The sequence below is a fragment of the Paenibacillus sp. FSL H7-0331 genome (assembly GCF_001956045.1).
In genome coordinates this window covers 30423-54256 of the sequence record NZ_MRTH01000016.1, presented here as the reverse complement: position 1 = coordinate 54256, position 23834 = coordinate 30423, and the positions used below count along the sequence as shown (strand labels likewise).

Genomic DNA, 23834 nt, shown 5'->3' with positions numbered 1-23834 from the left:
TTTGCCACATTCGAATAGTCAGATATATCAAACAGCATGATATAATATGAGCATATACAGTCCATACTCCATAAACAATGTAGCCATGAATTTAACAGATATGGGCAAACTATCGTCAGCTCATTCAGGGTATGGGGCTTGGACATTAGGAATTCAATATATCCAAAAGGATCGTGTTAAACATGATGGTTGCTATCATCTTTGGGTCTGTTATTTCTTTGATTATCGTATTAGGTTTGACTTTTTGGATTACCAAGAAAGCCTACTCACGTAAATGGGAAGAAGACGAATAACATGTTCACAGCAAAAAAGCTATCCAGGACCGCTCAAGCGGAAGGATAGCTTTTTTTATTGTTGTAACAATTCGTCATAATAGTCGGCAGCAGCACTTTAGTATCAAAAATTCTTTTTCCCCATTTGTCGTGCAAGCGATACGAGTTTCGAAAGCTGGTGAATGAATTCTCAATTTTATGTATATACCATTAACATTGAAACTTGGGTTCGAGTGGAATTTGTCGATGGAGGTCACTATGCATATTGTTGAAGTTATCAATTTGACGAAGGTATTCGGACAAGACCCCAAAAAGGCCCTCTTGCTTCTGGATAAGGGATGGTCCAAAAAGAAAATATACGAAGAAACCAAGCATACCATTGGCGTCAACAAAGTCAATTTGACCATACAGGCTGGTGAAATCTTTGTCATTATGGGATTGTCGGGAAGCGGAAAGTCGACTCTGATCCGTCTATTGAACCGTCTTATTGAACCGACCTCAGGAACAATTCTCATTAATGGACAGAACATCGTAACGATGAACCAGGAACAGCTTCGTCAAGTCAGGCGCAGCAAGATCAGTATGGTTTTTCAAAAGTTCGCCTTGTTTCCGCATAAAACAGTCATTGAGAATGTCGAGTTTGGACTAGAGATTCAAGGCGGCTCCAAGCAGGCCAATCGGCAGAAAGCGCTGGAGTCCTTGGAGCTTGTCGGTTTGCATGGACTCGGGGACAGTAATCCCGACCAGCTGAGTGGTGGCATGCAGCAGCGGGTTGGACTGGCTCGCGCTTTAGCGAATGATCCGGACGTTCTCCTTATGGATGAGGCATTCAGCGCATTGGACCCTTTAATTCGTAAGGATATGCAGGACGAGCTGCTGGAGCTTCAGGATAAAATGAAAAAAACGATTATTTTCATCACGCATGACTTGGATGAAGCACTGCGAATCGGCGATAAGATCGCTCTTATGCGGGACGGCTCCATTGTCCAGATTGGGACACCTGAGGAAATATTAATGAATCCGGCGAACAAATATGTGGAACGTTTCGTGGAGGATGTCGATCTGTCCAAAGTATTAACAGCTGCCTACGTGATGCGTAGACCGGAAACCATTACTATGGAGCGCGGACCCCGAGTCGCCCTGCAGCTGATGCAGGAAAGCGGGATTTCGAACCTGTATGTCGTGGACAGAGCCAAGAGGCTGATAGGTGCCATTACGGCAGAAGATGCAGCTATGGCTGTACAAGCTCGTCAAACCATTGAGGATATCGTCATTCGGGATGTGCCTACGGTTCCGCCTGACATCCATCTGAATGAGTGCTTTGAGCTGATTAGCAGTGCCAAAATTCCGGTTACAGTGGTCGATGAAAAAGGACGTCTATTAGGTATTATCGTCCGCGGCGCAGTTCTGGCTGCCATTGCAGGCGCCCCTGAACCTACTGACAAGAAGGTGAACCCCTGATGCTCCCAAAAATTCCTTTGGACCGCTGGGTAGAATCCGTCATCAGCTGGCTGAATACGAATCTGGCATTTCTGTTTCATTTTTTCTCTTCGATTATTGGCGGGATTGTAGGTGGATTTACGTTCCTTTTCCATGCTTTCCCCGCTCTTGTCGTTATCGTAATCCTGACGCTTCTTGCCTACTACTTCGGTAAATGGCGGCTGGCGTTGTTTGCAGTACTCGGATTGCTGCTTATTCTTAATCTCGGTTATTGGGAACCCACCATGGACACCTTGGCGCTGGTATTAACCTCCGCTCTTATTTCCATTATTCTTGGTCTGCCTCTCGGGATCTGGTGCGCCAGAAACCGCTCGGTGAGGAGTACTCTGACCCCGATACTGGACTTTATGCAGACGATGCCAGCGTTTGTGTACCTGATCCCTGCGGTTACCTTTTTTGGTCTTGGCGTCGTTCCAGGTGTTATCGCCTCGGTTATTTTCTCAATCCCGCCAACTATTCGTTTAACGAATCTCGGCATTTTACAGGTACCAGATGATTTGGTGGAGGCTGCGGATTCCTTCGGGTCGACTCCGGCTCAGAAGCTTTTTAAAGTTCAGTTTCCACTCGCGCTGCCGACTATATTAGCCGGGGTCAATCAGACCATTATGCTGTCTTTGTCGATGGTAGTTATTGCTTCCATGATCGGAGCACAAGGTGTCGGAGCCGATGTATACCGGGCGGTCACCCAATTGAAAACAGGACAGGGGTTTGAGGCAGGACTTGCCGTTGTCGTATTGGCCATCTTGCTGGACCGATTGACACAGAGCGTAATCGGTAAGAAAAGAACAGCGAAACCGTCTTTCGCCTTAAAAAAGCCTTTGATCATCGCGGCTGTAGTCGCTTTCTGCATCGCTGCTATATTTATCGGAATAAGGAACAAGGCTCCTGTTGCGACAGGTTCTTCTGTGGGAGATCAGGTGGGCTACAGCATAATTGGCATTGATCCCGGTTCAGGCCTCATGAATGCTGCGGACAAAGCACTTAAAGCCTATGACCTTACCTCTTGGAAGCTCATCGAAGGGTCCAGTACGGCTATGACCATAGCCCTGGACAGAGCCTACAAGGAAAGCAAGCCCATTATCGTGACTGGCTGGACACCACACTGGATGTTTGCCAAGTACGAGCTCAAATATTTGGCCGATCCGAAAAACGTATTCGGTGGTGATGAGGAGATTCACACGATTGTACGTCTGCATTTGCAAGCAGATCAGCCTGCCGCTTACCAATTCCTTGATCGTTTTCAGTGGAAGCCTGCCGATATGGAGCAGGTGATGGCCAACATTCAGGAGGGGCACAAACCGGAAGAAGCGGCTTCACAGTGGGTGGAGGCTAACCCAGATAAAGTGAATGCCTGGATTAGCGGGATTCCCAAAGTGGGAGGAAAGAAGTTAAAGCTTGCCTATGTAGCTTGGGATTCTGAAATCTCCAGTACGAACGTTGTTAAATACGTGCTGGAAAACAAATTAGGCTACCAAGTGGATATGCTGCAGGTGGAAGCCGGACCGATGTGGGCAGGGATCGCTAGCGGAGATGCTGACGCCATGGTGGCAGGCTGGCTGCCCACAACACATCAAGACTATTATGAGAAATTTCAAGGTAAATTTGAAGATCTCGGACCCAACCTGGTTGGAACCAAGCTCGGACTGGTCGTTCCTGCCTATATGAGCGTTACCTCTATTGAAGACTTGGCTGTCAAATAGCTGCAAGCTTATCTAAAATAAAGGCTTCAACGACCTTGGCAACGCCATCGTTCATATTGGTATCCGTAACAAAATTGGCAATTTGTTTAATATCATCATGGGCGTTGCCCATCGCCACGCCCAGTCCTGCAAATGTAATCATGGCAAGATCGTTGTAACTGTCTCCGATGGCGATGACCTCTTCTTGTTGAATGCCAAGCTGCTGAATAAGATGATGCAAGCTTGTCCCTTTATCTACGCCAGCTTCCGTGAACTCCAGGAAAAACGGCTTCGAGCGCATTACACTCATCTTGCCTTTGAGCTGCTCTTGAAGTTTCTTTTCGACCATTACCAGCTTTTCAGGGTCTTCCATCATTAATACCTTTACAACGGGTTGTTGGATCGCATCGACAAAGCTATCTACCTTGACGATTTTCATCCCCGTAATAACGGATTCGATATCGGTATACTCATTATGGGCTTCCGTTACGATCTCATCACCTGTATAGGTGTGAATCCATGCTTTCTCTTGTTTACTTATGTGGTATAGCTCATGTACCGTTTCTGGCGTTAAGGTACTGCTGAATATCGGTTCGTTGGTTGCGCAGTTAATAATTGTCGCACCGTTGAAGGATAATATATAACTTCCGTATTTTTCGAGCTCCAGCTCCTTGGCAATATGGGTCATCGCAAACGTAGGACGGCCGGAAGCAAGTACTACCTTAACCCCTGCTTCCTGTGCGTTGATTAATGCTTTCAGGGTACGCGGAGAGATGGTATGGTCATCACGAAGTAACGTGTCATCTAAATCAAGTACGATCATTTTGTAGTTCATCCTATTACGCCCTTTCCAGTCTGCTCTTTCGTATGAAGAATCTGCTTTTCATTGTCCCAGAACTCTTTTATGAAAGCAAGAGGTTGATGACTTTACCAAAGAAAAGGACCATGGCTCTGCAACGGCAGAACACACAGTCCTTGATCCCACTCGAACACGAGCGAGATTGCTATTTATATTCACATTTTCAGGTGTGATGTTTACGAAACTGTGCGCTGCAGCCTACGATATCTCAGCAGCATGGCAGCCCGCCAAGGTACGAGCATGCCAAAAGCGAGTAGAAAGAAAAGCGCTCCTGTTTGCGGGATCGATATATATTGTTCGATGTAGCTATGAAGCGCTACCCTTAATGCCAACAGACCGAGCATGACGAATGCCAGCGACTTGGATCGCTTGACGAACACTTGACCATCATGCAGCTCCAATTGCGAGCTTCGGATTAATGGATAAGAAAATAACAGCAGTCCCACCAAAAAAGCAAGCAAACCCCACATCCCTGGCACCCGGAAGGCAGGCGCGACAAACATCAAAAAACCAGTGCTCATACCGATCGGTGGCATGATGATTTTTACTGTTGAGATCGGTTTGTTGGTCCCTCTCATACGGACGAAGATGGCTAGCAGTGCCATCGCCACCATTCCAATGCTCGAAACAACTTGCATATGAACTGCACCGAATTGGACCATAACTGTATCCCTCCTATATTAGGCTTCCCATCATAATCTCAGAAAAATCATTGTTCAATCCTATAAGAAAGTACACAGTCCAAGACTGACATTCAATTAGTCATTCGTGACTAATATAATTATGATTATATATCGTTAATCTGTAGTAGTCAACCGTGACTATTACCCATATGTCGTAAATTTCTCCGGTCTCACCGTCTGCCTAGATTGCCATGAATACACAAAAAAGCGAATTCTGCGCTGCAACGCATAACACGCTTTCTTTAATCCGTAAGCATACCGGTCTGACCTGACCCCCAATATGATGAAATAGATGGAATGCTTTACAGCTTATCTTAATATCCGCAGCTCCCTCGCCCGTTTAATAGCCTGCGCCCGCCTTTTCACACTAAGCTTGCTGTACAGATTGTACAAATGGTTTTTGACGGTACCTTCTGTTAATAAAAATCGATCGGCTATTTCCTTATTGGATAAGCCTTCTGCCAGAGCCAGTAATATTTCCGTTTCGCGGTTCGTCAAGGGATCCACAAGGACCTGTAAGGCATCCCCGGTATCCTTCGCAAGATGAGGCTCCATATGTTCAGGGCTGTTCGTCAGCTGATCTGCATCATTCAATTTCTGGTATCCAAGCTTATTCGTCAACTTCCCCCCCTCTATCCGATCTGGCCAATTTTCCATTAAGTTGGTTCGGGGCTCCTGCTCGGCCAAGTTAGTTCCCTCAGATTCATGCTTCGTTTCTACAGGCCCCGCGGCAAAGGTATTCGACCTGCGGCCTTCCCGAACATCCTCATTCGAGCGTTTTGCAAGTGCTCTCTGAATCGTTCGAAGCAGTCGGTCCTGTGTAAGCGGCTTGACGATATAATCGTACGCATAGACGTCGAATGCCGATAGTGCATATTCCTTATGTGAAGTCACAAACACAATTTTCATATGTTCGCCACGCTCTCTTAATCTTTGCGCAAATTCAATCCCGCTTTCTCTTGGCATACTAATATCGACCAGCACCAGATCGACTTCATGGTTCTCCACAAACGAATACGCCGACATCGTCTCCAGAAAACTGCCTACAACTTCGACTTCCTCGATCTTGCCAAGCATTCGTCTCATGATCAAATGCATAGCCCTTTCGTCATCAACAATGACGATCTTCATCCCACACCCCACCTTCCATTTAGTCCGGTAATTGCTCAAGCTTCCTCGTGAAGCGTAGGAATGGAAAAGTAAAAGATGCTCCCTTGATCAGGCTTACTATCGAACCAGATATCTCCACCGTTCATTCGAACAAACTCTCTGCATAAAGTGAGCCCCAGCCCTACACCCCGCTCGCCAGCCGTTCCCACTGAAGAAACCGGATTATCGTCCTGAAATAAGGTACTGGCCTGATCCGGCGTTATACCAGACCCGGTATCTTTGATCGATACAATAATTTCATTATCTACCTGATGGGCTTCAATTTGAATGCTTCCTTCGTTATCTGTAAATTTAATCGCATTAGACAGGAGGTTGCGAATGACCAGATCCAACATTTCTTTGTCAGCATATATCCGGGTCCCTTTTGGTATCAGAGACGTTATTTGAATGCGCTTGCCTTTACTTCGCACCTGCAGCGGCCGGATATTAGCCTGAACAGTGTGGGACAGATCAGCGATAACCGGGTTAAACACCATTCCACCTTTTTGGCTGCGAAACCATTCCAGCAAGCTTTCCACCAACATAAAGGTATTCTGGATTTGCTGTCCCATTTCGTTGACTACCTCATCATGCTCCCCATCACAAGACTGCATTTCCTCCTCCATGAGCTCCATCAAACTGACAAGCACCGCAAGCGGATCGCGAATATCGTGAGCGATAACATTGAACAGCTTGTCCTTGAACGAATTGAGCTCGCCAAGCTGCCTGGTACTCGTTAACAACTTTTCCTGATTATGTACATCCTCTGTAACATCGCTTAACAGCAGCATAATACCCAGCGCAACCTGTTTGTTGTCACTGACCTGTGAGATATGGACATTATAAAATTTGGAGGTTTCTGCCTCTGTAATCATCAGCCTGCTATCCTTGAAGGGCTCCTGTCTGATCCTGTCTATTAGCTCCGGATACACAGAGAAGACATCGGCAGCCAGCATACCATTCGCTTTTTTATGATTCAAGCCTGCCATCACCCGTCTGGCTGACTGATTGAAGCTGGTGACCCTATAGTCCAGATCTAATACAATAACTGCGTCCCGCATCGATTCAAACACTTTTTGTAAAGCCAGAGGAGCCAACTTCAGCAGGTTAAATTGATAGATTCCCCACATATAGAAAATTCCCGAAAAAACAAATCCGAAAGGGGAAAAATCAACGGATGTAGGGATAATACCGCTCAAATATACAGCCGTCACGCCGTAAGGCCCGCAGGACCCAATCACCACAAAAATAATTTGCTTCCTCACCGTAGAGGCCGCATCCCGATACATATGAAACAGTAAACCCATGCCGATAATGCAAAAGAAATAGGCATACCCCACATGAACCTTGTATAAAGGGCCCGTGACCATGGAAGCTAGTGGAAATCCCTCAGAATCGTCAATCGTTATACTTTTGTAAAACAAATGGTGCCAGTCGTTCGTATAATGTGCTATGAACGTAACAACAGGAACGACCATCAGCAAAGCGACTCTCCATCTGTTCAGAAAAGCTTGGTGACCCGTAAACTGCAGCACCATCATAAACCAGAGTACCGTGCCAAAAGGAATTCCGATATATTCAAACCTCAACCAGAAGCGGATTTGCTCAAGGTTGGAGCTGACAATTTCAAAGGCATATCCGAAGGAATAAAAGGAACCCGCCAGCAAGCCCAAGCCCAAGCTGACCGCGATCGGCAGCTCCCTCCTTTTCCAGCAAAGGTAGGTCATGAACAAGGAGCAGCAAGTAGCGGCCATCAGCAGTGCAGAAAAGTACAGTACGTAGCTCATAATCGGCTGCTATCCTCCAGGTAGAATTTGATCCAAACCTATCGTAAAAATTGTATGAAAGAAAGGATCTCGCTTCTGCGGATCCATTCAGATTGATAAATTTACAGTTTTTTGTAAAATTCAGCTGTTCCTTCACCTATCCAAGCTGCTGCATCTAAATAGCTATCCGGATTTTATTATAGCTTATCTACCCATGGTTAGGGATTATTTTTTAATGAATTCGTTGAAGTCAGGGATACACCGTCACAATGACTCCATCCATGTTGTTGCCTGATATTTCATAGCGGCGGTTGGCGGGTACTTTAATCGTCGTGTTATTGGAAACCGGGTAATAAGAAATCTCATACTTCTCACCATCAACCTGAAACGTAACGCTCTTTTCTTTTTTAACGCAATCCAAATATTGCTCCAAAACCAAATGCTGTTTTTGCATAATGGCGCTGTGAGGCAAACCAACATAACGATAATGCCAAGGCTCATATTGAATGCCTGTGATCGCTGTCTGGTCCTTCGGATAGCGTAAAATAAAACCGTATTTCCACGCATTTTGATTAAGCCACTTTCCTTCAGGCGCTTGATTCATCTCCATCAAAGTGGATCCAATATCCAGAGATAAACCTAGATTGTGTTCGCTATACCCCGCGGGCAATGCATAGTCCGAGCCCATTTCTTCATACAGCTTCTCTTGCTCCTTCAGGCCCCGATAGCCGCTTGTTATGGAAAAATTGCGTACTTTATCTTTATCAGCAGCACCAACCAGCTTCTGGAATGCTTGAACTACACTTTTGGATAGTTGGATATTGTTATCGTACAAGCCATAGCCCTTAACCAATTCCTTATGCTGAGACAGCTTGATGACATCGGATTTCACACCTTGTTGATGAAGCGGATATACCTTATTGACCAATATCAGACTCCCTTGGTAGACCTGATCCTTTGCCACCTTTATCGTTTGGTTCTTCACCTGAGAAGACACCTCTTGTGTTTGATTGGGTTTGTTACTTGGATACAGCTGTAAGACCTCCGCCTTTTGTTGAAAGACTCCATAACCGAGCAGCAAAAGAACAACAAACAAAAAAAACCACTTCTTCATCCTCAATTTCCTCCTGTCCTACACACCTTCAGGATAGGGGAAAATCTTTAAAAAGAAGTGGGGTAAATATAAAGTTTTTCTTAAATTATGGGAGCACGGAAACTTGGGATGGGATTGTATGATCTGGTTATATCGTGGTGTGCTCTCGGGGTAAACGCACTTCAAAGACCGTACGTATCAAGCTGCTTTGAACAGTAACGGTGCCATGATGCTGCGACACAATATTTTTCGTAATGAACAAGCCGAGACCTGTACTACCCCCTTGATGAGATCGTGCTTGGTCGCCGGTATAAAACATTTCAAAAATATGGGGCAGTTCCTCAGGATCAATACAATCACCATAATTAACTACTTGAACGACTACTTCTCCGGCATCCAGATAGCCATTAATATCTACAAACTGGCCGTCACTTCCATAACGGATGGCATTGGTCAAAAGATTTTGAAATACACGTGCCAAGAGCTCGCCGTCACCCCACATATTCAGATGCGGAGCTACATTCAATCGGGCTATAAGTTGATTTTTCTCCAAAACCGGATATAGCTCTTCATTTACTTGTATAAGCAGCTCACTAAGATCAATTTCTTCCTTTTCAATGGGAAGCATGCCGTAGTTCATTCTGGTTATTTCAAATAGCTCATCAATCAGCTTTTCTAATCGTTGAGACTTGGTAAAAGCGATGCTCGTATAATGTTTGATTTGTTCCTCTGTTAATTGATCGTCCTTAAGAATGAAATCCAAATAACCCAAAACTGAGGTCAGAGGCGTACGCAAATCATGAGCCAAATTCAAGACCAGTTGATCCTTACTGCTTTCTGCAAAATCGCCTCTCTCTACAGCCGCTTGCAATTTTTCACTAGCCAGATTAATATCCTTCGCAATATCGCCAAATTCATCGCCCGCTGAGATATGGACCCGGTTTTTAAAATCGCCATTGGCGAGATGATGTATCCCGTTGGAAATCTTATGAAAATAAGCAGCATAAGGCTTCGTTAAGAAAAAGAAAAACATTATCGCGAGCGGGACAAAAATAAGCAGGAAAAAGTTAACGTCTCCGATCCTATTCACAAACAAGCGAATATAAGCCAGTGAATCTCCATATCGGACTTGAGAATGATAATACAGCTGGAGAGCTTTATAGACAACATAGGTAATGATGCCGGATAGAATCATACTTAAACCGAGTAGCAGGATCATTTTGGACCGGAAGCTGCGCAGCTTTTTATCCATTAAATGTGTACCCAACTCCCCAAATGGTTTTGATCAGCTTGTTTTTATGCATATCTTCTCCAAGCTTTTTCCGTAAGGTACGGATATGCACCATGACCGTGTTACCACCCTCATAGTAGGCTTCGCCCCACACCTGCTGAAAAATATGTTCCGCACTATAGACTTTCTTGGGAGAACGGGCCAGCAAGTACAAGATATCAAATTCCTTTGGCGTCAGCTCGACAGTCTGGCCATACAGGGTAACGGTACGTTGATCCGGATAAATAGCCAATCCCCCTGCCTCCAACACAGGTTTATTCGCTGCTGCCGGTTGATTCAACTGCATCGAACGCCGCAGCTGAGCATTCACACGAGCAACCAATTCCATCGGGTTGAACGGTTTGGTCATATAATCGTCCGCTCCCCTTACCAGTCCTGCGATCTTATCCAGGTCAGAGGTTTTGGCACTCAAAAAAATGATTGGCATAGCATGCTGTTCCCGAATTTGTCGGGTGACTTCATAACCGTCCAGCTTGGGCATCATAATATCTAGAATCGCCAAATCAATGGCATGTGTCTGAACAGCCTGAACAGCCTCCAGCCCATCCGAAGCTTTAATAACGTGATAACCCTCTTTGTGCAGATGCAACGCAACCAGCTCCGCAATCTCTATCTCATCGTCAGCTATTAAAATGGTGATTCGTTTCATAGGATCCATCCCTTGTGTATTACTTTGAAATATCAACAAACCCGTTTCCGAATACATCACGCACATCATGAACGGTAATAAACGCATTTTTATCAATCGACTTCACAATTTTTTTGAGCAAACTGACTTCCTGCTTGCTCACTACAATATAGAGGATCTCTCTGGGCTTTTTGGAATAGTAACCATGACCGTACATAACGGTAACGCCTCTGTCCAACCGTACATTCACTTGCTCAGCGATCTTATTCTGTTCTTCCGATATAATCGTGACCGCCTTTTTGGGATTAACGCCTTCAATAATAAAATCCATCACCTTGGTGCCTACATAAAGCATAATAATCGTAAGCATCAAGCTCTGGGCCCCAATAATAAAATAGGAAGAAGCTGCGACGATTAAATCCAACAACAGCAAGGAGTAGCTGATATTCCAATCCAAATACTTATTAGCAATCCTGGCCAATATCGTCGAACCCGCCGTAGTGCCACCTACCCGAATAATCAAGCCAAGCCCGATACCAGCAAATACCCCGCCAAATATGGCATTTACCAACAGCTCATTAGAGGAAATGCGCCAGCCCTCTGTAACGTACAGAAAAAAAGAATTGAAGACCACAGCAATGATCGTATAAATAATCGTCGTCTTATCCAAAAATTTATAGCCGATCATCAGTAAAAAAGCATTCAATATCAAGTTGACCAGTCCCGGAGACCATTGGAACAAGTAATATAAAATAATCGTTAAGCCCGTAACCCCGCCCTCACCAAAGGTATTGGGAATAATAAAAAGATTAACAGCCAGTGCGAACATCAACGAACCTGCAATAAGAAAAATCATATCTATGCCTTTTTGTTTCATGACAATGCCACCTTTTATATATACACGATCATTGTGCGAACGTCCTATACGCGAGAATAGTATACCATATTACGCAATTACGCATAAAATCGACGAATTTTTAGGCTGGCTGTCCGACGATGGAACCCATTATCTCCACATCATTTCGATGGAAGCATGGGTTGACTAAACATTCTTAACATGATATCTTTAATTTAAGATTATTTATATAAAGATATTATCGATGAGGTGATGCACAATGACGAAGCAGCCTGCGGATGATGATCAAGCTCTTTCACTCAAGCTCTTGGTCGTGTTATCCAAAACCTACAAGAGCCTTATGGATAAGGCTGCCAAGGATATTAAAAACTATGAGTTAACTCCTTCCGAGTTCGGAATTCTGGAGGTATTATCGACCAAAGGCAAAATACCCATTCAACAAATTGGCGAGAAAATTCTAATCACAAGCGGCACGATGACTTATAACCTGGATAAGCTGGAGAAAAAGGGGCTCGTTGAACGGATCCCTTGCCTTGAAGACCGAAGAGTTGTTTATGCAGACTTGACGGTTGCAGGTAAAGAAATGATTGATCGTATTTTCCCACAGCATGCAGAAAGTATACAGCAAATTATGAATGGCCTTTCGCAAGCGCAAAAGCAAGAAACCATTGAGCTGCTCAAACTATTAGGTAAAGGAGTGCATGAATATGACAACATCATTCAGAACTATTGAGGGAACCTATCAGGGTGCACCATTCCATATGGTAGGGGATGGATTTCGTGTATCCAACTACTTTCCGTCGGGTAATAACTTCGGACAACGATTCAGCCCGTTTATTCTCATGGACTATAACGCACCGTTTGTTTTTCCACCCAGCAGTAAAACCAAAGGAGTCGGCGCTCATCCTCACAGAGGCTTCGAAACGGTATCTATTGCTTATGACGGTTATGTCGAGCATCATGATAACCATGGCAACCACGGAATCATTGGACCTGGGGACGTTCAGTGGATGACAGCAGGCTCAGGACTGCTGCATAAGGAATATCATGAGAAGGAATTTTCGCAACGCGGCGGTAGCTTTCATTTTATTCAACTGTGGGTTAATCTCCCTCGTGCGAATAAGATGCACCCGCCCCAATATCAGGAATTGCTGAAATCAAATATGGGTAGAGTAGCGCTGCCTGATGATGGCGGAGAAGTCCGTATCATCGCTGGTGAGTACAACGGCGTTCGTGGGCCTGCCAGCACCTTCACGCCGATCCATTTGTTTGATATTGATTTCAAAGCTAATGGGAGAGCGCAATTCGAGCTCCCCTCCTCGTTCAACACTGCCGCTTTGGTGCTTAGAGGGGAAGCCAAAATCAACGAAACCACCATCGCGAGCGAAGGAACCTTTGTTCTATTTGGCAATACTTCCGGTGAAATCGTCATTGAAGGACAAAGCGATGATACACTGGTCATTATCCTAAGCGGGGAACCCATTAATGAGCCCATCTTTCAACAAGGTCCCTTTGTCATGAACAGCCGCGAAGAGATTACTGAGGCTTATCAAGACTTTCAATCAGGCAAAATGGGTAACGCAAATTTCTAACACATCAGGGAAAGCACAGCTCAGCAGCCATGAGATGACTTCTGGATTTATCGGGAGTCATTTCTTTTTTATGTTGATCTCTCTTTTCTTTTAATCAACATAATTTTCCATTGAAAGTCCAATAGTGTTACGCTTTTCATGTGGTCGACGTCCCTCGTATCCATATCATTGAGCCTTAGGCAAGGAACAACCACTTTATGTGATTTGGTTTGTGATCGCGGCTAGTACCTGTTCCCAATGAAGCTTCATCTGTTCTCTTGTGTTGGAACTATCCAGCTTTTCCTGGTGAAAGCTAATCGTTGTTTTGTCAGGCTTATCGGATAGCAAACGAATTTGCAGAGTGGATGGCTGTTCCCAGTCCTTGGTCCCCCATGTCATACGGAGTTGTTGAAACGGCTTGACCACTCGCAGCTGACCTGTATTGCCTTCTTTGGATCGAAAAGATTCCCCCACGTTTAGATTAAGGGATGGCAGGTCGCCGAGCCATAATTTCAAGCCCTCAGGAGAGATCAGAATTGACCAGGCCTGCTCCTGGGAGATAGGAAGCGTTCTTCGAACTCCAACTTGGAAACCTACTGTAGCCGTTTGACCAATAGCCTTATGCGGCCCGGAAAACGTCTTGCTGTCCATTACAACACCTCATTCCTTATAGTAGGTTCAGTAACCCCCAAGCAGCGTCACAGCGCACGCTTGGATTGGTTAACTACCTGTTAACTAACACCCTCTTCTTCATCATAATGCCACCCTTACCCATTGTAAAATATAGGACAACATCATGCGTAATATCTATTGTTATCATAGAAACAATAGCATTGATCGATCATTATTAAGGGCATTATAATGGGTGGGTATTCAACTACCACTGAGGAGGCCCTTTTTATGTTGAAATCCATTGCTGATATTCGTATTCCTGATAGTAAGCTAGCGGTTGGAGCGGCTGAATTACTTCGCGAGCATGGTGATACCCTATTATGGAACCATTCCCACCGCGTCTATCTTTTCGGAGCTCTTCAAGGCCAGCATGCAGGAGTCAAATTCGATCCCGAGCTTCTTTATATTAGCGCACTGTTTCATGACTTGGGGCTTACCCCGAAATATAGCAGCCCCGACAAACGCTTTGAAGTCGATGGGGCCAATGCAGCCAGAAACTATCTTCAGCAGCACGGAGTTCCTGATGAATCTATTCGACTTGTATGGGATGCTATCGCCCTGCACACGACCATCGGGGTTGCCCAGTATAAAGAGCCTGAAGTGGCGTTAATCTATTCAGGAGTAGGCTATGATGTTATGGGTGAAAACTTTGACAGCATCTCGGAGGACATACGTGAGAAGGTTGTCGTTGCGTTCCCACGTGATAATTTCAAAACGAAGATCTTGCCAGCTTTCCTTGAAGGCTTTAAACATAAGCCGGAAACTACGTTTGGGAATATCAAAGCCGATGTATGCGGGCTTTTACTTCCGGGTTTTAAGCATACCAATTTTTGTGACTGTGTGCTGCAATCGCCGTGGAGGGAGTAGTGGTATAATAGGGACATTGTAATCAGTCTTTATAATGTCTTGCGGAGGTCAATATGGAAATCAGGCAGTTAGAATATTTTATGGCAGTATGCAAGACGCTTCATTTCACACGTGCTTCGGAGGAACTAGGAGTAACTCAGCCTACTTTAAGCCATCAAATCAAAGCATTAGAAGATGAAATGGGCACCTTGCTATTTGACCGAATAGGAAAAAAAACAGCGATAACCGAAGCTGGATTCATCTTATTAAAGCATTGCCACACGATATTTAACAGCATGGTAAGTGCTCGGGAAGAGATTCAGGAACTGCAAACTATGAAACAAGGCAGCTTGACAGTAGGAGCTCTAACGGGTGAGCTTAATCAATTGGTTTCCCAATTGCTTTTGGAATTTCACGACAATTATCCCAACATCAAGATTACGATTATTAGTTCCGATGATATTGTAGAACGGGCCCTGCAGAATGAAATTGACTTTGCTTTAACGATTGTTCCGGTGCATGATGAACGAATGACCACAGTGCCCTTATACGAGGAGGAGCTGTATTTGGCTATTTCCAAACATCATCCTTTGGCTCACAATGCTACCGTCCATTTAGATGAAATAGCCCATTTGCCCTTCATTTTGTTCCCCAAGTACTACAAGTGCCGCCAGCAAATTGATGCTGCTTGTTCATTACAAGGAATAAGCATCGCGCCGTTAATTGAAACAGATTCACCGGAAGCTATTATTAGCTTGATAGAAAATCAGGCAGGCGTATCCATTCTCTCCAGAACGCTGTTGAATATATGGAATAATGAACACATTAACATTATCAAAATCGAAAACCCCTCTTTCCACAGACAAATCGGAGTGGTCCATCACAAGGAAAAATATATGGGGTACGCTGCTCGTGAATTCATCGATTTATTAAAGAAAACGACAGAAGCTTACCATTTGCTACTTCCATCGACGTGACTCCGCAGTAGGCTTCCTCCAGCTTAAAATAGCAAAAGCCCAGTACCTTAATAGATACCGGGCTTTTGCCTCGACTTTCGGTCAGCTTGCCTTCGCGCATAACCAATCGAATCGAATTTATGATTTAAACAAATCCACATGAATTTTCACTACGGCCTTCTTAGTTTTCGTTTGCTGCCCCATGCCGGGTCTATGAATATCGTTCGGGAAAAAGACCGCATACATCCCAGGTTTGAGCTGGAGCAATAGCTCGTCCGCCGATGGCTCATACAGCGCGTAATCCTGCTCACTGTCATATGGCTTCGCGGTTGCAGCATCGTCCCGAAGTGCAAACCAGCCGATAGTCTCTTCGCCTTCAATCAGGTAATGGACATCGATATACAATTCATGTTTCTCGGCAAGCTGATCTTGAATGGGTTTGGTTTCGAATTCCATAATCGTAGCATATATCTGGTCGCCATTGATTTCAATTCGCCCTGCAGCAGGATTTTGTTTGAGGATTGTATTCAGTTCCTTTATGGCCGATACGATAATCTTATGCTCGAATGTAGATTGACTTTCCCATAATGACATCGAACCTATAATCATAACCGATTCCCCCAATTGCGTATTTCAGAAGTCATTCAACATTTGCACAATATCAAAGTAATTTAACAGTCACGGACGCAGCTGTGCTTTCCTTATTTCTAATGGACTCCTCATAATCCCTTTTGAAATATTCAACATATAGGAGATCCAGCAAATAGAGCTGTGATATTTTCGCAGATAAGGAACCGCCCTGCAAAGGGCCCTCGTTCGCACCGCACAGCAGCGTAAGATCCGAATAGGAAGTAAGCGGGGACTTCTCGAATCTGGTAATGGAAATGATCGTCGCGCCACGTTCTTTTACCTTCTTGGCCACCTCGATGGTATCCTTGGTAGAGCCGGAATATGAAATGATCACGGCAACATCCCGTTTGGTCATCAATGCCGCTGACATCATCTGAAGATGCGAATCGATCGTACATTCCGTTTTGTTGGTGATGCGCATAAACTTGATTTTCGCTTCCATGGCCGTCATTAACGAAGAACCGACGCCAAAAAAGATGACCCGTTCCGCTTTAAGCAGATGGTCTATGGCTTGATCCATTTTGGCGATATCGATTAAATTAAACGTTTCGTTCAATGCGCTGATATTGGTTGCCAGCACCTTGGAAGCCACCTGATCGATCGTATCATTCATCAGAACCTTGTCCGTGAGCTGCGGAATTTCATTTTCCACCGTGATGCTATGTGCCAGTGCAATCTTGAAATCCTGATACCCTTTATAGCTCAAGGACCTGCAAAACCTGAATATACTGGATTCACCCACTCCGCAAACATCCGCCAGATCGGTAATGGACATGTATACCACACTTTTCGCATTTTCCAGGACATGATCCGCTACTTTTTTTTCCGTATTCGTCAGGTTATTGTACTTGGAATGTATCGTTGTAAAAATATTGACTGCGCGCAACCTATCACCTCTTTTAATCCTCAAAATTCAGACGCTCGGGGCTTCAGGGATTACAGCTGCGCGACATTCATCATAAAAATAGTGATGCCGCACCTAATAAACCAGCCTTGTTCCCAAGTGATGCCTTAACTATCTTCACGTCCGAGAAACTCTCCATAATCAAATCCTTGGTTTGTACCTCGACTAGACGAACCAGCTCATCCTGCTCCATCACTCCGCCACCAACAATAATAGCCGATGGATTAAAAATATGAATGAGTGACGCTAAACCAACGGCTACCTCGGCCGTCCAGGCGTGTACAATTTGCTGCAGCTTATCGTTGCCTGCTCTTATTTTATCAAATAAAACTTTCCCGTCCACACATTCCGGATCTGCTTGCTTGGCCATTCGGACCAAGGCTGTCGTTGAAGCATAGGTTTCATAGTACGGCTTGCCTGCACTGCTGCTCATTTCCGACAATGGACGCGTAAACATATGCCCAAACTCCGCGGCCACACCGTTCGCTCCACGGTATATCTGATGATGAATAACAATAGCTCCGCCGATCCCTGTACCAAAAGTAAGACATAAGAAATCTTGAAACGATTGGGCTGCACCAAAGTAAGCTTCTCCGAGCGCAGCCGCATTGACATCATTTTCTACCTTAACCGGCTTGTGAAATCGATTTTCTACAAGCTCCCTAATCTTCATGCCCGTGTAATCCGGAATATTGGGATTTGCATAAACAATATATCCTTCTTCGACATTGACTTGACCGGCTGTACTGATGGCAATGGCATCGTATTCCTCATAGTCGGCCATCTGGTCAAGCAATCTTTCCACGACATGAGGGCCTCCCCTATCGCTTTCCGTCGGGTACTCCTTAAATTCGACGATATGTCCTCGTTCATCGCAAATGCCCATCTTCGTGTTGGTTCCACCGATATCCACCGCTAAAATTTTCATGACCATACGTTATTCGACAGCCTTCATAAATTTTTTGGTGATTTCCATCGGTCTCGTAATGGCAGACCCCACTACAGCCGAGTAAATACCCAGATCGAATAATTTTTTTAATTCCTCGGGTGTCGAAATACCGCCCTCTGCAATGACGGGAACAGATACCGTATTCACGAGTCTCTCGATCAAATCAAAATCAGGCAAGGATTTGTCTTTGGTCGCTTCTGTATAACCGCTTAACGTAGTTCCGATACTATCGAAACCAAGCTCAACAGCTGTGAGGGCCTCCTCATAGGTCGAGCAATCCGCCATAAAGAGCTGATCCTTGTACTTTTCTCTTATGCGAGGAAACAGCTCCGTTATGGTTGAGCCATCCGGTCTTCTGCGGTCGGTTGCATCCATCGCGATCATATCTACACCTTCGCGGTAAAGCTCATCGACTTCCTTCATCGTAGGGGTGATAAATACTTCCGATCCTTCATAAACACTTTTGATAATCCCGATGATCGGTAAATCCACATGCTTTTTGATTTCCTTAATATCGTCCACGCTGTTAGCTCGAATTCCCGAAGCGCCCCCCAAGTAAGCCGCATATGCCATTCTTCCCATAATAAATGGGCTGTGCAGCGGTTCTTCAGGCAAGGCTTGGCAAGAAACGACCAGCTTTCTTTGTATCATATCGAGTATATTTCTGTTTGTATACATCTGCTTCCAACTCCACACCTATAATATTTACTCTTTGACAGCTCCAGCTGTCATACCTTGGGTAAAGTACCGTTGGAATAAAATAAAGATCAATAACATCGGTATTGCAGCCACCGTGGCCCCCGCCATTTTATAAGCGAAGTTCGGATTCAGATCCTGCATCAAGGTAGCGGTACCTACCATTAATGTTTTCATGTTCTTCTCTTGCCCTACGACCGATTGCCATAGGTAGTCGTTCCAGACCTGAACGAAGTTTAGGATAAATAACGCACCAATGCCCGGTTTGACAATAGGCAGCATGATTTGCATAAAAGTTTTCCATTCGCCAGCCCCATCAATTCTGGCCGCTTCTCTTAAAGCATTCGGAGTCGCATCAAAAAAACCTTTTAACAAAAATACCCCAAATGCGGTAGCAACGTTCGGCCATATCATCCCGTTGAAGCTGTTGACCATTCCGAATTGCTGCGTAATCCGAAATAAAGGAACAATCATGATTTCCTTGGGAATCATCAGGCTGGAAATAAAAATGATAAATATGATATCCTTGCCTTTGAATTTAAGCTTCGAGAAGGCATACGCGGCCATCGCCCCTACGATGATGACAAGGACGGTGGAGGCACCCGATACAAATATGCTGTTGAATGCCCATCTTAAAGCCGGTTGGCTTTGAAACACATCTGCATAGTTCGAGAAGGTGATCGTGCTCGGCCACCAGTCGGGCGGCATCTTCACAACATCCGAGCTGTTTTTCAGCGAGCTTGTAAACAACCAATATAAAGGAAACAAGTTAAACAGCGCGAGGAGAAAGATAATGATATTGGATATAATATCAGATCGTTCCATCTTCTTCTTGTTATTTTTCTGCGACATACGGAATACCCCCTTACTTATCCTTAATCAAGCTTCTTAGCTGTGGCATCGACAACAACAACGTAATCACGAACATAATAACCCCTACTGCCGAAGCCGTACCGAGCTGATTATATTTGAAGGCATTATTATAGAGATAGTACATGAGCGTCACAGAGGAATTATTCGGCCCCCCGCCTGTTAAGAGCTGAATCACGACAAATATTTTCAAAACAGCAATGATGTTGATAATAACAATATAAACCGTGGTCGATTGGACGGAAGGAATCAGTATTTTAAAAATAACCTGCCATCTGCTGGCGCCATCCACTTCCGCAGCCTCGAACAAATCTTTGGAAACGCCGAGCATCGCGGCAATATACAGGATGATCGCTTGACCCACATTTGTTACGAACGTTACGAATATAATAACCGGCATAACCGTCTGTGTTTTCCCAAGGAGATTAACCGTGCCCAGACCCATTTCCTTAGAAAAATAAGAAATCAGTCCATTAGCAGGATTCAGCAAAAAGCTCCACACCATGCTCATCACGACCATAGATACCATTACGGGTATATAGTAGCTGCCTCTAATGAATGAGACATACTTCGCATTCTTATCGAATACAGCGGAAGCTACGAACAGTGCAAATCCAACCGTTAAAATGACGATACAAACAACGAACACAATCGTATTGAAAAGCGCCTTAAAAAATACATCATCACTAAACAGCGACACGTAATTGCTCAGTCCAACAAACTTCTCGGTTTGATAATTGATCTGATACAAACTAAGCCTAATGCCTTCTATGATCGGATATACCAGAAAAATCAAGAAAATCAGCATCTGCGGCAAAATAAACAAATAACCGGTCATACTTTCTTTGGTGGATTGATTACGTAGTCTCATGTCGTATACCTTTCTAATTAGCCGGCCTCAGGAGCTCGTCGCTCCCAAGACTGCTAATCGTGAATTGTTTATTTACGGGATTACTTTTTTTGGTAAATGATCGAATTCTCTTTGTTGGTTTGAATCACCTTGTTACCGCCAGTCTGATACTCCTTAACGAACTGCTCCGGTGTCTTGGCTCCTGTATACAGAGCTTGGAGTCCCGGATAAAGAACTTCTCTCAGCTGGCTGTAGCCAGGGACGTTGCCGGTGAAATTAAACAAATATTTGGAATTGGCATTGTAAGCGGCAAATAACGGCTTTTCGTTCTTGAACTCATCCGAAACAGAGCTTCTTACAGGAATACCGTTTTTGGACGACTTCACCAGTTCTGGGTCCGTAGAGAAGAATTTTACGAAATCTTTCGCCACTTCGACTCTTTTCTCATCTTTATTCTGGAATACGCTGGCTCCAACCACATACGTAAAGGACAGCGGCTCTCCAGTTGCGGACGGAATGTTGGCCAGTCTAATATCGAACTTGGTAGATTTGCCTGTATCCATGCCAACTTTCATGTTGTTGAACAAGATCGGATTCGTGAAGCTGATCGCGAGCTGCTGATTCTGGAACATTCCGTTAGCATCATTGGACGATACCGATTCTGGTCCCGGATTCGTATAACCCGCATCTTTGATTTTTTTCAGCCAAGCAGCCGCCTTGACGCCCTTTTCATCATCCAGAGCCACATTACCCTTATCATCAAAAAATTTGTTACCAAACATTCTCAGATAGGCAAGATTCCATGTATCTCCTTGGTTATTGACAGCAAATAAGGACATCGGATACGCATTGGAATATTTGTCTTTGGGCAGATTGTCTTTAAGCCCTTTCAGGATTTGCTCGTATTCATCCAGAGTCCACGTTTTAATTTCGTTTTCTCCGCCGATGAACTTTTCCAAGCCTGCGGCTTTAAGCATATCTGCGTTATACACCAACGTGCCGGGATTGTGCTGGAACGGATAAAAATAAATATCTTTGCCGAAGGTCACCGCATCCCAATAGCTCTGGGAAATATCGCTTTTGGCTTTGTCATCGACGATATCGTTCAACGGTACCATGGTACCGCGGTGCACATAATCTCCCATTGCAAAAACGCTCTCAAAAAATACATCTGGAGCCGTTCCGCTGCTTAAGTTTACGTTAAGAAGCTGATCACGTTGATCGCCGGCAATAACCTCCACATTTACTTTTGCATCATATTTCTTGTATTGGGCTGTGAATTTCTCGGCTGCATATTTAAGGAAGCTGTCATAGTCGGCACCTTTTTCCGATGCATCCAAAACACCTTTCCACTGAGGCGTCAGCCATACCTTGATCTCAACCTTTTTACCGGCAGAAGCTTGCCCTGCACTGGCCCCACTATTAGCTTCGTTATTTCCGCCTGAACAGCCAGCAATAACCGAAGTCAACATCATCAAAGCGCCAGTAGCAGCAAGTAGGCGTTTTCTTTTCATGTATACATCTACCTTTCATTTAAAATACTTGTGATTTGACCCCGCACAAATTTCGCCATTTGACGATGCCCATCCTTATCCAAATGCATATAATCAATTTCATTCATGACAACCTCTGCTTTGGAATCGGCAAAATGAATGTCCGTTCCCTTCAGCAGATCGTTCAGATGTTCCCCGAGCTCCAACGATTTCTGGCTGCACTGAGTTCCCATCGATTTGCCTACTGAGGTGTCCACATACTTCTCACCTATCGGAGGCGGGGCAATTACCAGCACCTCTGGAGATTTACCGTCTATACCTGACGTAGTTCCTCTGGCTTTCTTCGCCAGTCGAACAATACCTTGAGCAATATTATAAGAAGTTAAATGAAAGCGAGCTTTCGTGTCGTTGGTTCCGAGCATGATGACAATCAAATCCAATGGTGAATGCGACATCAGACATGGATACAGATAGGATAGTCCTGACAAGCCTTCGAACAAGGGATCTTCACTTACACTCGTTCTACCGCTGAGACCCTCTTCGATAATACGGTACGAGCTGTCAAGCTCAGCAGCCAGAAGCCCCGTCCATCTCGTCGCTTCATCGAACCTAGCGTCCGTTTCGGCGTTGTAGCCCCAAGTGTTCGAGTCCCCAAAGCATACAATCGTTTTGTTCGTTAATGGCCTCATTGGCAATAGCGTTGAATAGCCTGATCGATCATCACAATAATCTCATCGATTGGACCTGAATCCTCACTGGAAATGCCTTCGAGCGGCGCTCTTACACTACCTACATTGACACCTCTTCTATTGAGTATTTCTTTGATCACGGCGTACATCGACCCACTCTGTGAGCACAGTGCAATAATGATGTCGTTGATATCGCTCTGGATGTGCTTGGCTTCCTCAAACTTACCTTGCAGGATGAATTGATTAGCCTGTAGGAATAGCTCCGGCATAGCAGCATAGGTGCCGCCAATCCCACCATCGGCGCCCATGATTCTTCCAGCCACATACTGTTCATCCGGGCCGTTGAATACGATAACTTCGTCTCCGCCTGTTTTTTTGAATCGTTCAATATCCATCGTCGGCATCGAGGAATTTTTGACGCCGATCACCTTTTTGTTAGCGAGCAGCTTCTCGAACAAGGATGTCGTTAACGTGTAGCCCGTAGTTTGCGGAATGTTATAAATAATGAAGTCCAGAGGCGTTGCTTCGATAATATCCGTCCAATATTTGAATACAGAACGATCGGGAAGCTTGAAATAAATAGGAGGAATGGCTGATAAAGCATCGTATCCCAATGCTGCCGCATGCTTGGCCAATTCAATACTGTCTCTCGTAGAGGGTGCTCCTACATGGGCGATGAGCGTCATTTTCCCTTTCAAATGATTCGCTACATAGCTAAGTACCGCCTTACGTTCGTCCAGGCTTTGGTAAATACACTCGCCGGAGCTTCCTCCGACATAGACCCCCTGGACCTTTTTTTCGTACAAATAATCACACAGAGCTTGGGTTCTGGCTTCTGAGATATCTCCTTGATCGTCATAGCATGCATAAAAGGCTGGTATGATTCCATGGAACTTTTCTAATTTCAATGAATTCCCCTCCTGTTGTTTTTA

General features: G+C 44.7%; 24 protein-coding genes. 6 read left to right on the top strand and 18 right to left on the bottom strand.

The annotated features are described in order from the left end of the window. Positions 1–530: 530 nt before the first annotated feature. Together BK127_RS22680 and BK127_RS22675 are read left to right on the top strand one after the other, a co-directional pair. Positions 531–1733, top strand: coding sequence for a quaternary amine ABC transporter ATP-binding protein (locus BK127_RS22680; RefSeq protein WP_076233806.1), 1203 nt, complete (start codon positions 531–533; stop codon positions 1731–1733). After that, a complete protein-coding gene (locus BK127_RS22675) occupies positions 1733–3472 on the top strand; it encodes a glycine betaine ABC transporter substrate-binding protein (protein ID WP_076233805.1) in 1740 nt (579 codons plus the stop codon). The genes BK127_RS22680 and BK127_RS22675 overlap by 1 nt, the downstream gene beginning before the upstream one ends. On the opposite strand, the gene BK127_RS22670 is transcribed toward BK127_RS22675, so the two are convergent. From BK127_RS22670 to BK127_RS22635, 8 genes are all read right to left on the bottom strand, one after another. Further along, positions 3465–4286, bottom strand: a complete 822-nt coding sequence (locus BK127_RS22670) for a Cof-type HAD-IIB family hydrolase (RefSeq protein WP_076233804.1) — start codon at positions 4284–4286, stop codon at positions 3465–3467. The two genes, BK127_RS22675 and BK127_RS22670, sit on opposite strands and share 8 nt — an antisense overlap. 200 nt (positions 4287–4486) lie before the next feature. Continuing rightward, entirely contained in the window at positions 4487–4972 is a 486-nt protein-coding gene (locus BK127_RS22665; protein ID WP_076233803.1) for a CcdC family protein, read from the bottom strand. 330 nt (positions 4973–5302) lie between these two features. Next, the gene (locus tag BK127_RS22660; protein WP_076233802.1) at positions 5303–6124 is read right to left on the bottom strand and encodes a response regulator transcription factor; all 822 of its coding nucleotides are present in this window, start codon (positions 6122–6124) and stop codon (positions 5303–5305) included. Positions 6125–6159: 35 nt separating this feature from the next. After that, complete coding sequence (locus BK127_RS22655; protein WP_076233801.1) at positions 6160–7929, bottom strand: sensor histidine kinase; 1770 nt, start codon at positions 7927–7929, stop codon at positions 6160–6162. Positions 7930–8158: 229 nt separating this feature from the next. Beyond that, a complete protein-coding gene (gene vanY, locus BK127_RS22650) occupies positions 8159–9022 on the bottom strand; it encodes a VanY-A/VanY-F/VanY-M family D-Ala-D-Ala carboxypeptidase (protein WP_076233800.1) in 864 nt (287 codons plus the stop codon). Between the two features lie 127 nt (positions 9023–9149). After that, the gene (locus BK127_RS22645; RefSeq protein ID WP_076233799.1) at positions 9150–10253 is read right to left on the bottom strand and encodes a HAMP domain-containing sensor histidine kinase; all 1104 of its coding nucleotides are present in this window, start codon (positions 10251–10253) and stop codon (positions 9150–9152) included. Further along, positions 10246–10941 (bottom strand): response regulator transcription factor, encoded by a 696-nt coding sequence (locus BK127_RS22640; protein WP_076233928.1) that lies wholly within the window; start codon positions 10939–10941, stop codon positions 10246–10248. The genes BK127_RS22645 and BK127_RS22640 overlap by 8 nt, the downstream gene beginning before the upstream one ends. Positions 10942–10960: 19 nt before the next feature. Beyond that, on the bottom strand, positions 10961–11797 hold the full coding sequence (locus tag BK127_RS22635; RefSeq protein WP_076233798.1) for a YitT family protein: 837 nt from the start codon (positions 11795–11797) through the stop codon (positions 10961–10963). A gap of 238 nt (positions 11798–12035) precedes the next feature. Between BK127_RS22635 and BK127_RS22630 the strand changes: the two genes are divergently transcribed. Both BK127_RS22630 and BK127_RS22625 read left to right on the top strand, forming a co-directional pair. Beyond that, the gene (locus BK127_RS22630) at positions 12036–12509 is read left to right on the top strand and encodes a MarR family winged helix-turn-helix transcriptional regulator (RefSeq protein ID WP_076233797.1); all 474 of its coding nucleotides are present in this window, start codon (positions 12036–12038) and stop codon (positions 12507–12509) included. Then, positions 12484–13368, top strand: coding sequence for a pirin family protein (locus BK127_RS22625; protein ID WP_076233796.1), 885 nt, complete (start codon positions 12484–12486; stop codon positions 13366–13368). Before BK127_RS22630 ends, BK127_RS22625 begins: the two co-directional genes overlap by 26 nt. Before the next feature lie 195 nt (positions 13369–13563). Here the strand turns inward: BK127_RS22625 and BK127_RS22620 are convergent, their stop codons facing one another. Further along, positions 13564–13998, bottom strand: a complete 435-nt coding sequence (locus BK127_RS22620; RefSeq protein ID WP_076233795.1) for an SRPBCC family protein — start codon at positions 13996–13998, stop codon at positions 13564–13566. Between the two features lie 249 nt (positions 13999–14247). Between BK127_RS22620 and BK127_RS22615 the strand changes: the two genes are divergently transcribed. Together BK127_RS22615 and BK127_RS22610 are read left to right on the top strand one after the other, a co-directional pair. Further along, positions 14248–14886, top strand: coding sequence for an HD domain-containing protein (locus tag BK127_RS22615; protein WP_076233794.1), 639 nt, complete (start codon positions 14248–14250; stop codon positions 14884–14886). A gap of 53 nt (positions 14887–14939) precedes the next feature. After that, positions 14940–15842, top strand: coding sequence for a LysR family transcriptional regulator (locus BK127_RS22610; RefSeq protein WP_076233793.1), 903 nt, complete (start codon positions 14940–14942; stop codon positions 15840–15842). A 117-nt stretch (positions 15843–15959) separates the two neighbouring features. On the opposite strand, the gene BK127_RS22605 is transcribed toward BK127_RS22610, so the two are convergent. The 9 genes from BK127_RS22605 to BK127_RS22565 form a co-directional block, all read right to left on the bottom strand. Continuing rightward, positions 15960–16430 (bottom strand): NanQ anomerase/TabA/YiaL family protein, encoded by a 471-nt coding sequence (locus BK127_RS22605; protein ID WP_076233792.1) that lies wholly within the window; start codon positions 16428–16430, stop codon positions 15960–15962. 52 nt (positions 16431–16482) lie between these two features. Further along, a complete protein-coding gene (locus tag BK127_RS22600; RefSeq protein WP_076233791.1) occupies positions 16483–17337 on the bottom strand; it encodes a MurR/RpiR family transcriptional regulator in 855 nt (284 codons plus the stop codon). A gap of 70 nt (positions 17338–17407) precedes the next feature. Then, the gene (locus BK127_RS22595; RefSeq protein WP_076233927.1) at positions 17408–18283 is read right to left on the bottom strand and encodes an ROK family protein; all 876 of its coding nucleotides are present in this window, start codon (positions 18281–18283) and stop codon (positions 17408–17410) included. 9 nt (positions 18284–18292) lie between these two features. Continuing rightward, positions 18293–18982, bottom strand: coding sequence for an N-acetylmannosamine-6-phosphate 2-epimerase (locus BK127_RS22590; protein ID WP_076233790.1), 690 nt, complete (start codon positions 18980–18982; stop codon positions 18293–18295). Positions 18983–19009: 27 nt separating this feature from the next. Beyond that, entirely contained in the window at positions 19010–19852 is an 843-nt protein-coding gene (locus tag BK127_RS22585) for a carbohydrate ABC transporter permease (protein ID WP_076233789.1), read from the bottom strand. 13 nt (positions 19853–19865) lie between these two features. Further along, entirely contained in the window at positions 19866–20741 is an 876-nt protein-coding gene (locus BK127_RS22580) for a carbohydrate ABC transporter permease (RefSeq protein WP_076233788.1), read from the bottom strand. A gap of 80 nt (positions 20742–20821) precedes the next feature. After that, the gene (locus tag BK127_RS22575; RefSeq protein WP_076233787.1) at positions 20822–22234 is read right to left on the bottom strand and encodes an ABC transporter substrate-binding protein; all 1413 of its coding nucleotides are present in this window, start codon (positions 22232–22234) and stop codon (positions 20822–20824) included. Between the two features lie 8 nt (positions 22235–22242). Further along, entirely contained in the window at positions 22243–22902 is a 660-nt protein-coding gene (locus BK127_RS22570) for a GDSL-type esterase/lipase family protein (protein WP_076233926.1), read from the bottom strand. Continuing rightward, the gene (locus BK127_RS22565) at positions 22899–23810 is read right to left on the bottom strand and encodes a dihydrodipicolinate synthase family protein (protein WP_076233786.1); all 912 of its coding nucleotides are present in this window, start codon (positions 23808–23810) and stop codon (positions 22899–22901) included. Before BK127_RS22565 ends, BK127_RS22570 begins: the two co-directional genes overlap by 4 nt. Positions 23811–23834 lie beyond the last annotated feature (24 nt).

What these genes read in the sequence shown, in the direction of transcription:
- BK127_RS22655 (WP_076233801.1), bottom strand. Translation starts at nt 7,929, where the DNA reads ATGAGCTACGTACTGTACTTTTCTGCACTGCTGATGGCCGCTACTTGC.
- vanY (WP_076233800.1), bottom strand. Translation starts at nt 9,022, where the DNA reads ATGAAGAAGTGGTTTTTTTTGTTTGTTGTTCTTTTGCTGCTCGGTTAT.
- BK127_RS22635 (WP_076233798.1), bottom strand. Translation starts at nt 11,797, where the DNA reads ATGAAACAAAAAGGCATAGATATGATTTTTCTTATTGCAGGTTCGTTG.
- BK127_RS22680 (WP_076233806.1), top strand. Translation starts at nt 531, where the DNA reads ATGCATATTGTTGAAGTTATCAATTTGACGAAGGTATTCGGACAAGAC.
- BK127_RS22590 (WP_076233790.1), bottom strand. Translation starts at nt 18,982, where the DNA reads ATGTATACAAACAGAAATATACTCGATATGATACAAAGAAAGCTGGTC.
- BK127_RS22575 (WP_076233787.1), bottom strand. Translation starts at nt 22,234, where the DNA reads ATGAAAAGAAAACGCCTACTTGCTGCTACTGGCGCTTTGATGATGTTG.
- BK127_RS22630 (WP_076233797.1), top strand. Translation starts at nt 12,036, where the DNA reads ATGACGAAGCAGCCTGCGGATGATGATCAAGCTCTTTCACTCAAGCTC.
- BK127_RS22675 (WP_076233805.1), top strand. Translation starts at nt 1,733, where the DNA reads ATGCTCCCAAAAATTCCTTTGGACCGCTGGGTAGAATCCGTCATCAGC.
- BK127_RS22640 (WP_076233928.1), bottom strand. Translation starts at nt 10,941, where the DNA reads ATGAAACGAATCACCATTTTAATAGCTGACGATGAGATAGAGATTGCG.
- BK127_RS22625 (WP_076233796.1), top strand. Translation starts at nt 12,484, where the DNA reads ATGACAACATCATTCAGAACTATTGAGGGAACCTATCAGGGTGCACCA.
- BK127_RS22665 (WP_076233803.1), bottom strand. Translation starts at nt 4,972, where the DNA reads ATGGTCCAATTCGGTGCAGTTCATATGCAAGTTGTTTCGAGCATTGGA.
- BK127_RS22595 (WP_076233927.1), bottom strand. Translation starts at nt 18,283, where the DNA reads ATGAAAATTTTAGCGGTGGATATCGGTGGAACCAACACGAAGATGGGC.
- BK127_RS22645 (WP_076233799.1), bottom strand. Translation starts at nt 10,253, where the DNA reads ATGGATAAAAAGCTGCGCAGCTTCCGGTCCAAAATGATCCTGCTACTC.
- BK127_RS22605 (WP_076233792.1), bottom strand. Translation starts at nt 16,430, where the DNA reads ATGATTATAGGTTCGATGTCATTATGGGAAAGTCAATCTACATTCGAG.
- BK127_RS22610 (WP_076233793.1), top strand. Translation starts at nt 14,940, where the DNA reads ATGGAAATCAGGCAGTTAGAATATTTTATGGCAGTATGCAAGACGCTT.
- BK127_RS22585 (WP_076233789.1), bottom strand. Translation starts at nt 19,852, where the DNA reads ATGTCGCAGAAAAATAACAAGAAGAAGATGGAACGATCTGATATTATA.
- BK127_RS22570 (WP_076233926.1), bottom strand. Translation starts at nt 22,902, where the DNA reads ATGAGGCCATTAACGAACAAAACGATTGTATGCTTTGGGGACTCGAAC.
- BK127_RS22580 (WP_076233788.1), bottom strand. Translation starts at nt 20,741, where the DNA reads ATGAGACTACGTAATCAATCCACCAAAGAAAGTATGACCGGTTATTTG.
- BK127_RS22660 (WP_076233802.1), bottom strand. Translation starts at nt 6,124, where the DNA reads ATGAAGATCGTCATTGTTGATGACGAAAGGGCTATGCATTTGATCATG.
- BK127_RS22615 (WP_076233794.1), top strand. Translation starts at nt 14,248, where the DNA reads ATGTTGAAATCCATTGCTGATATTCGTATTCCTGATAGTAAGCTAGCG.
- BK127_RS22670 (WP_076233804.1), bottom strand. Translation starts at nt 4,286, where the DNA reads ATGAACTACAAAATGATCGTACTTGATTTAGATGACACGTTACTTCGT.
- BK127_RS22620 (WP_076233795.1), bottom strand. Translation starts at nt 13,998, where the DNA reads ATGGACAGCAAGACGTTTTCCGGGCCGCATAAGGCTATTGGTCAAACG.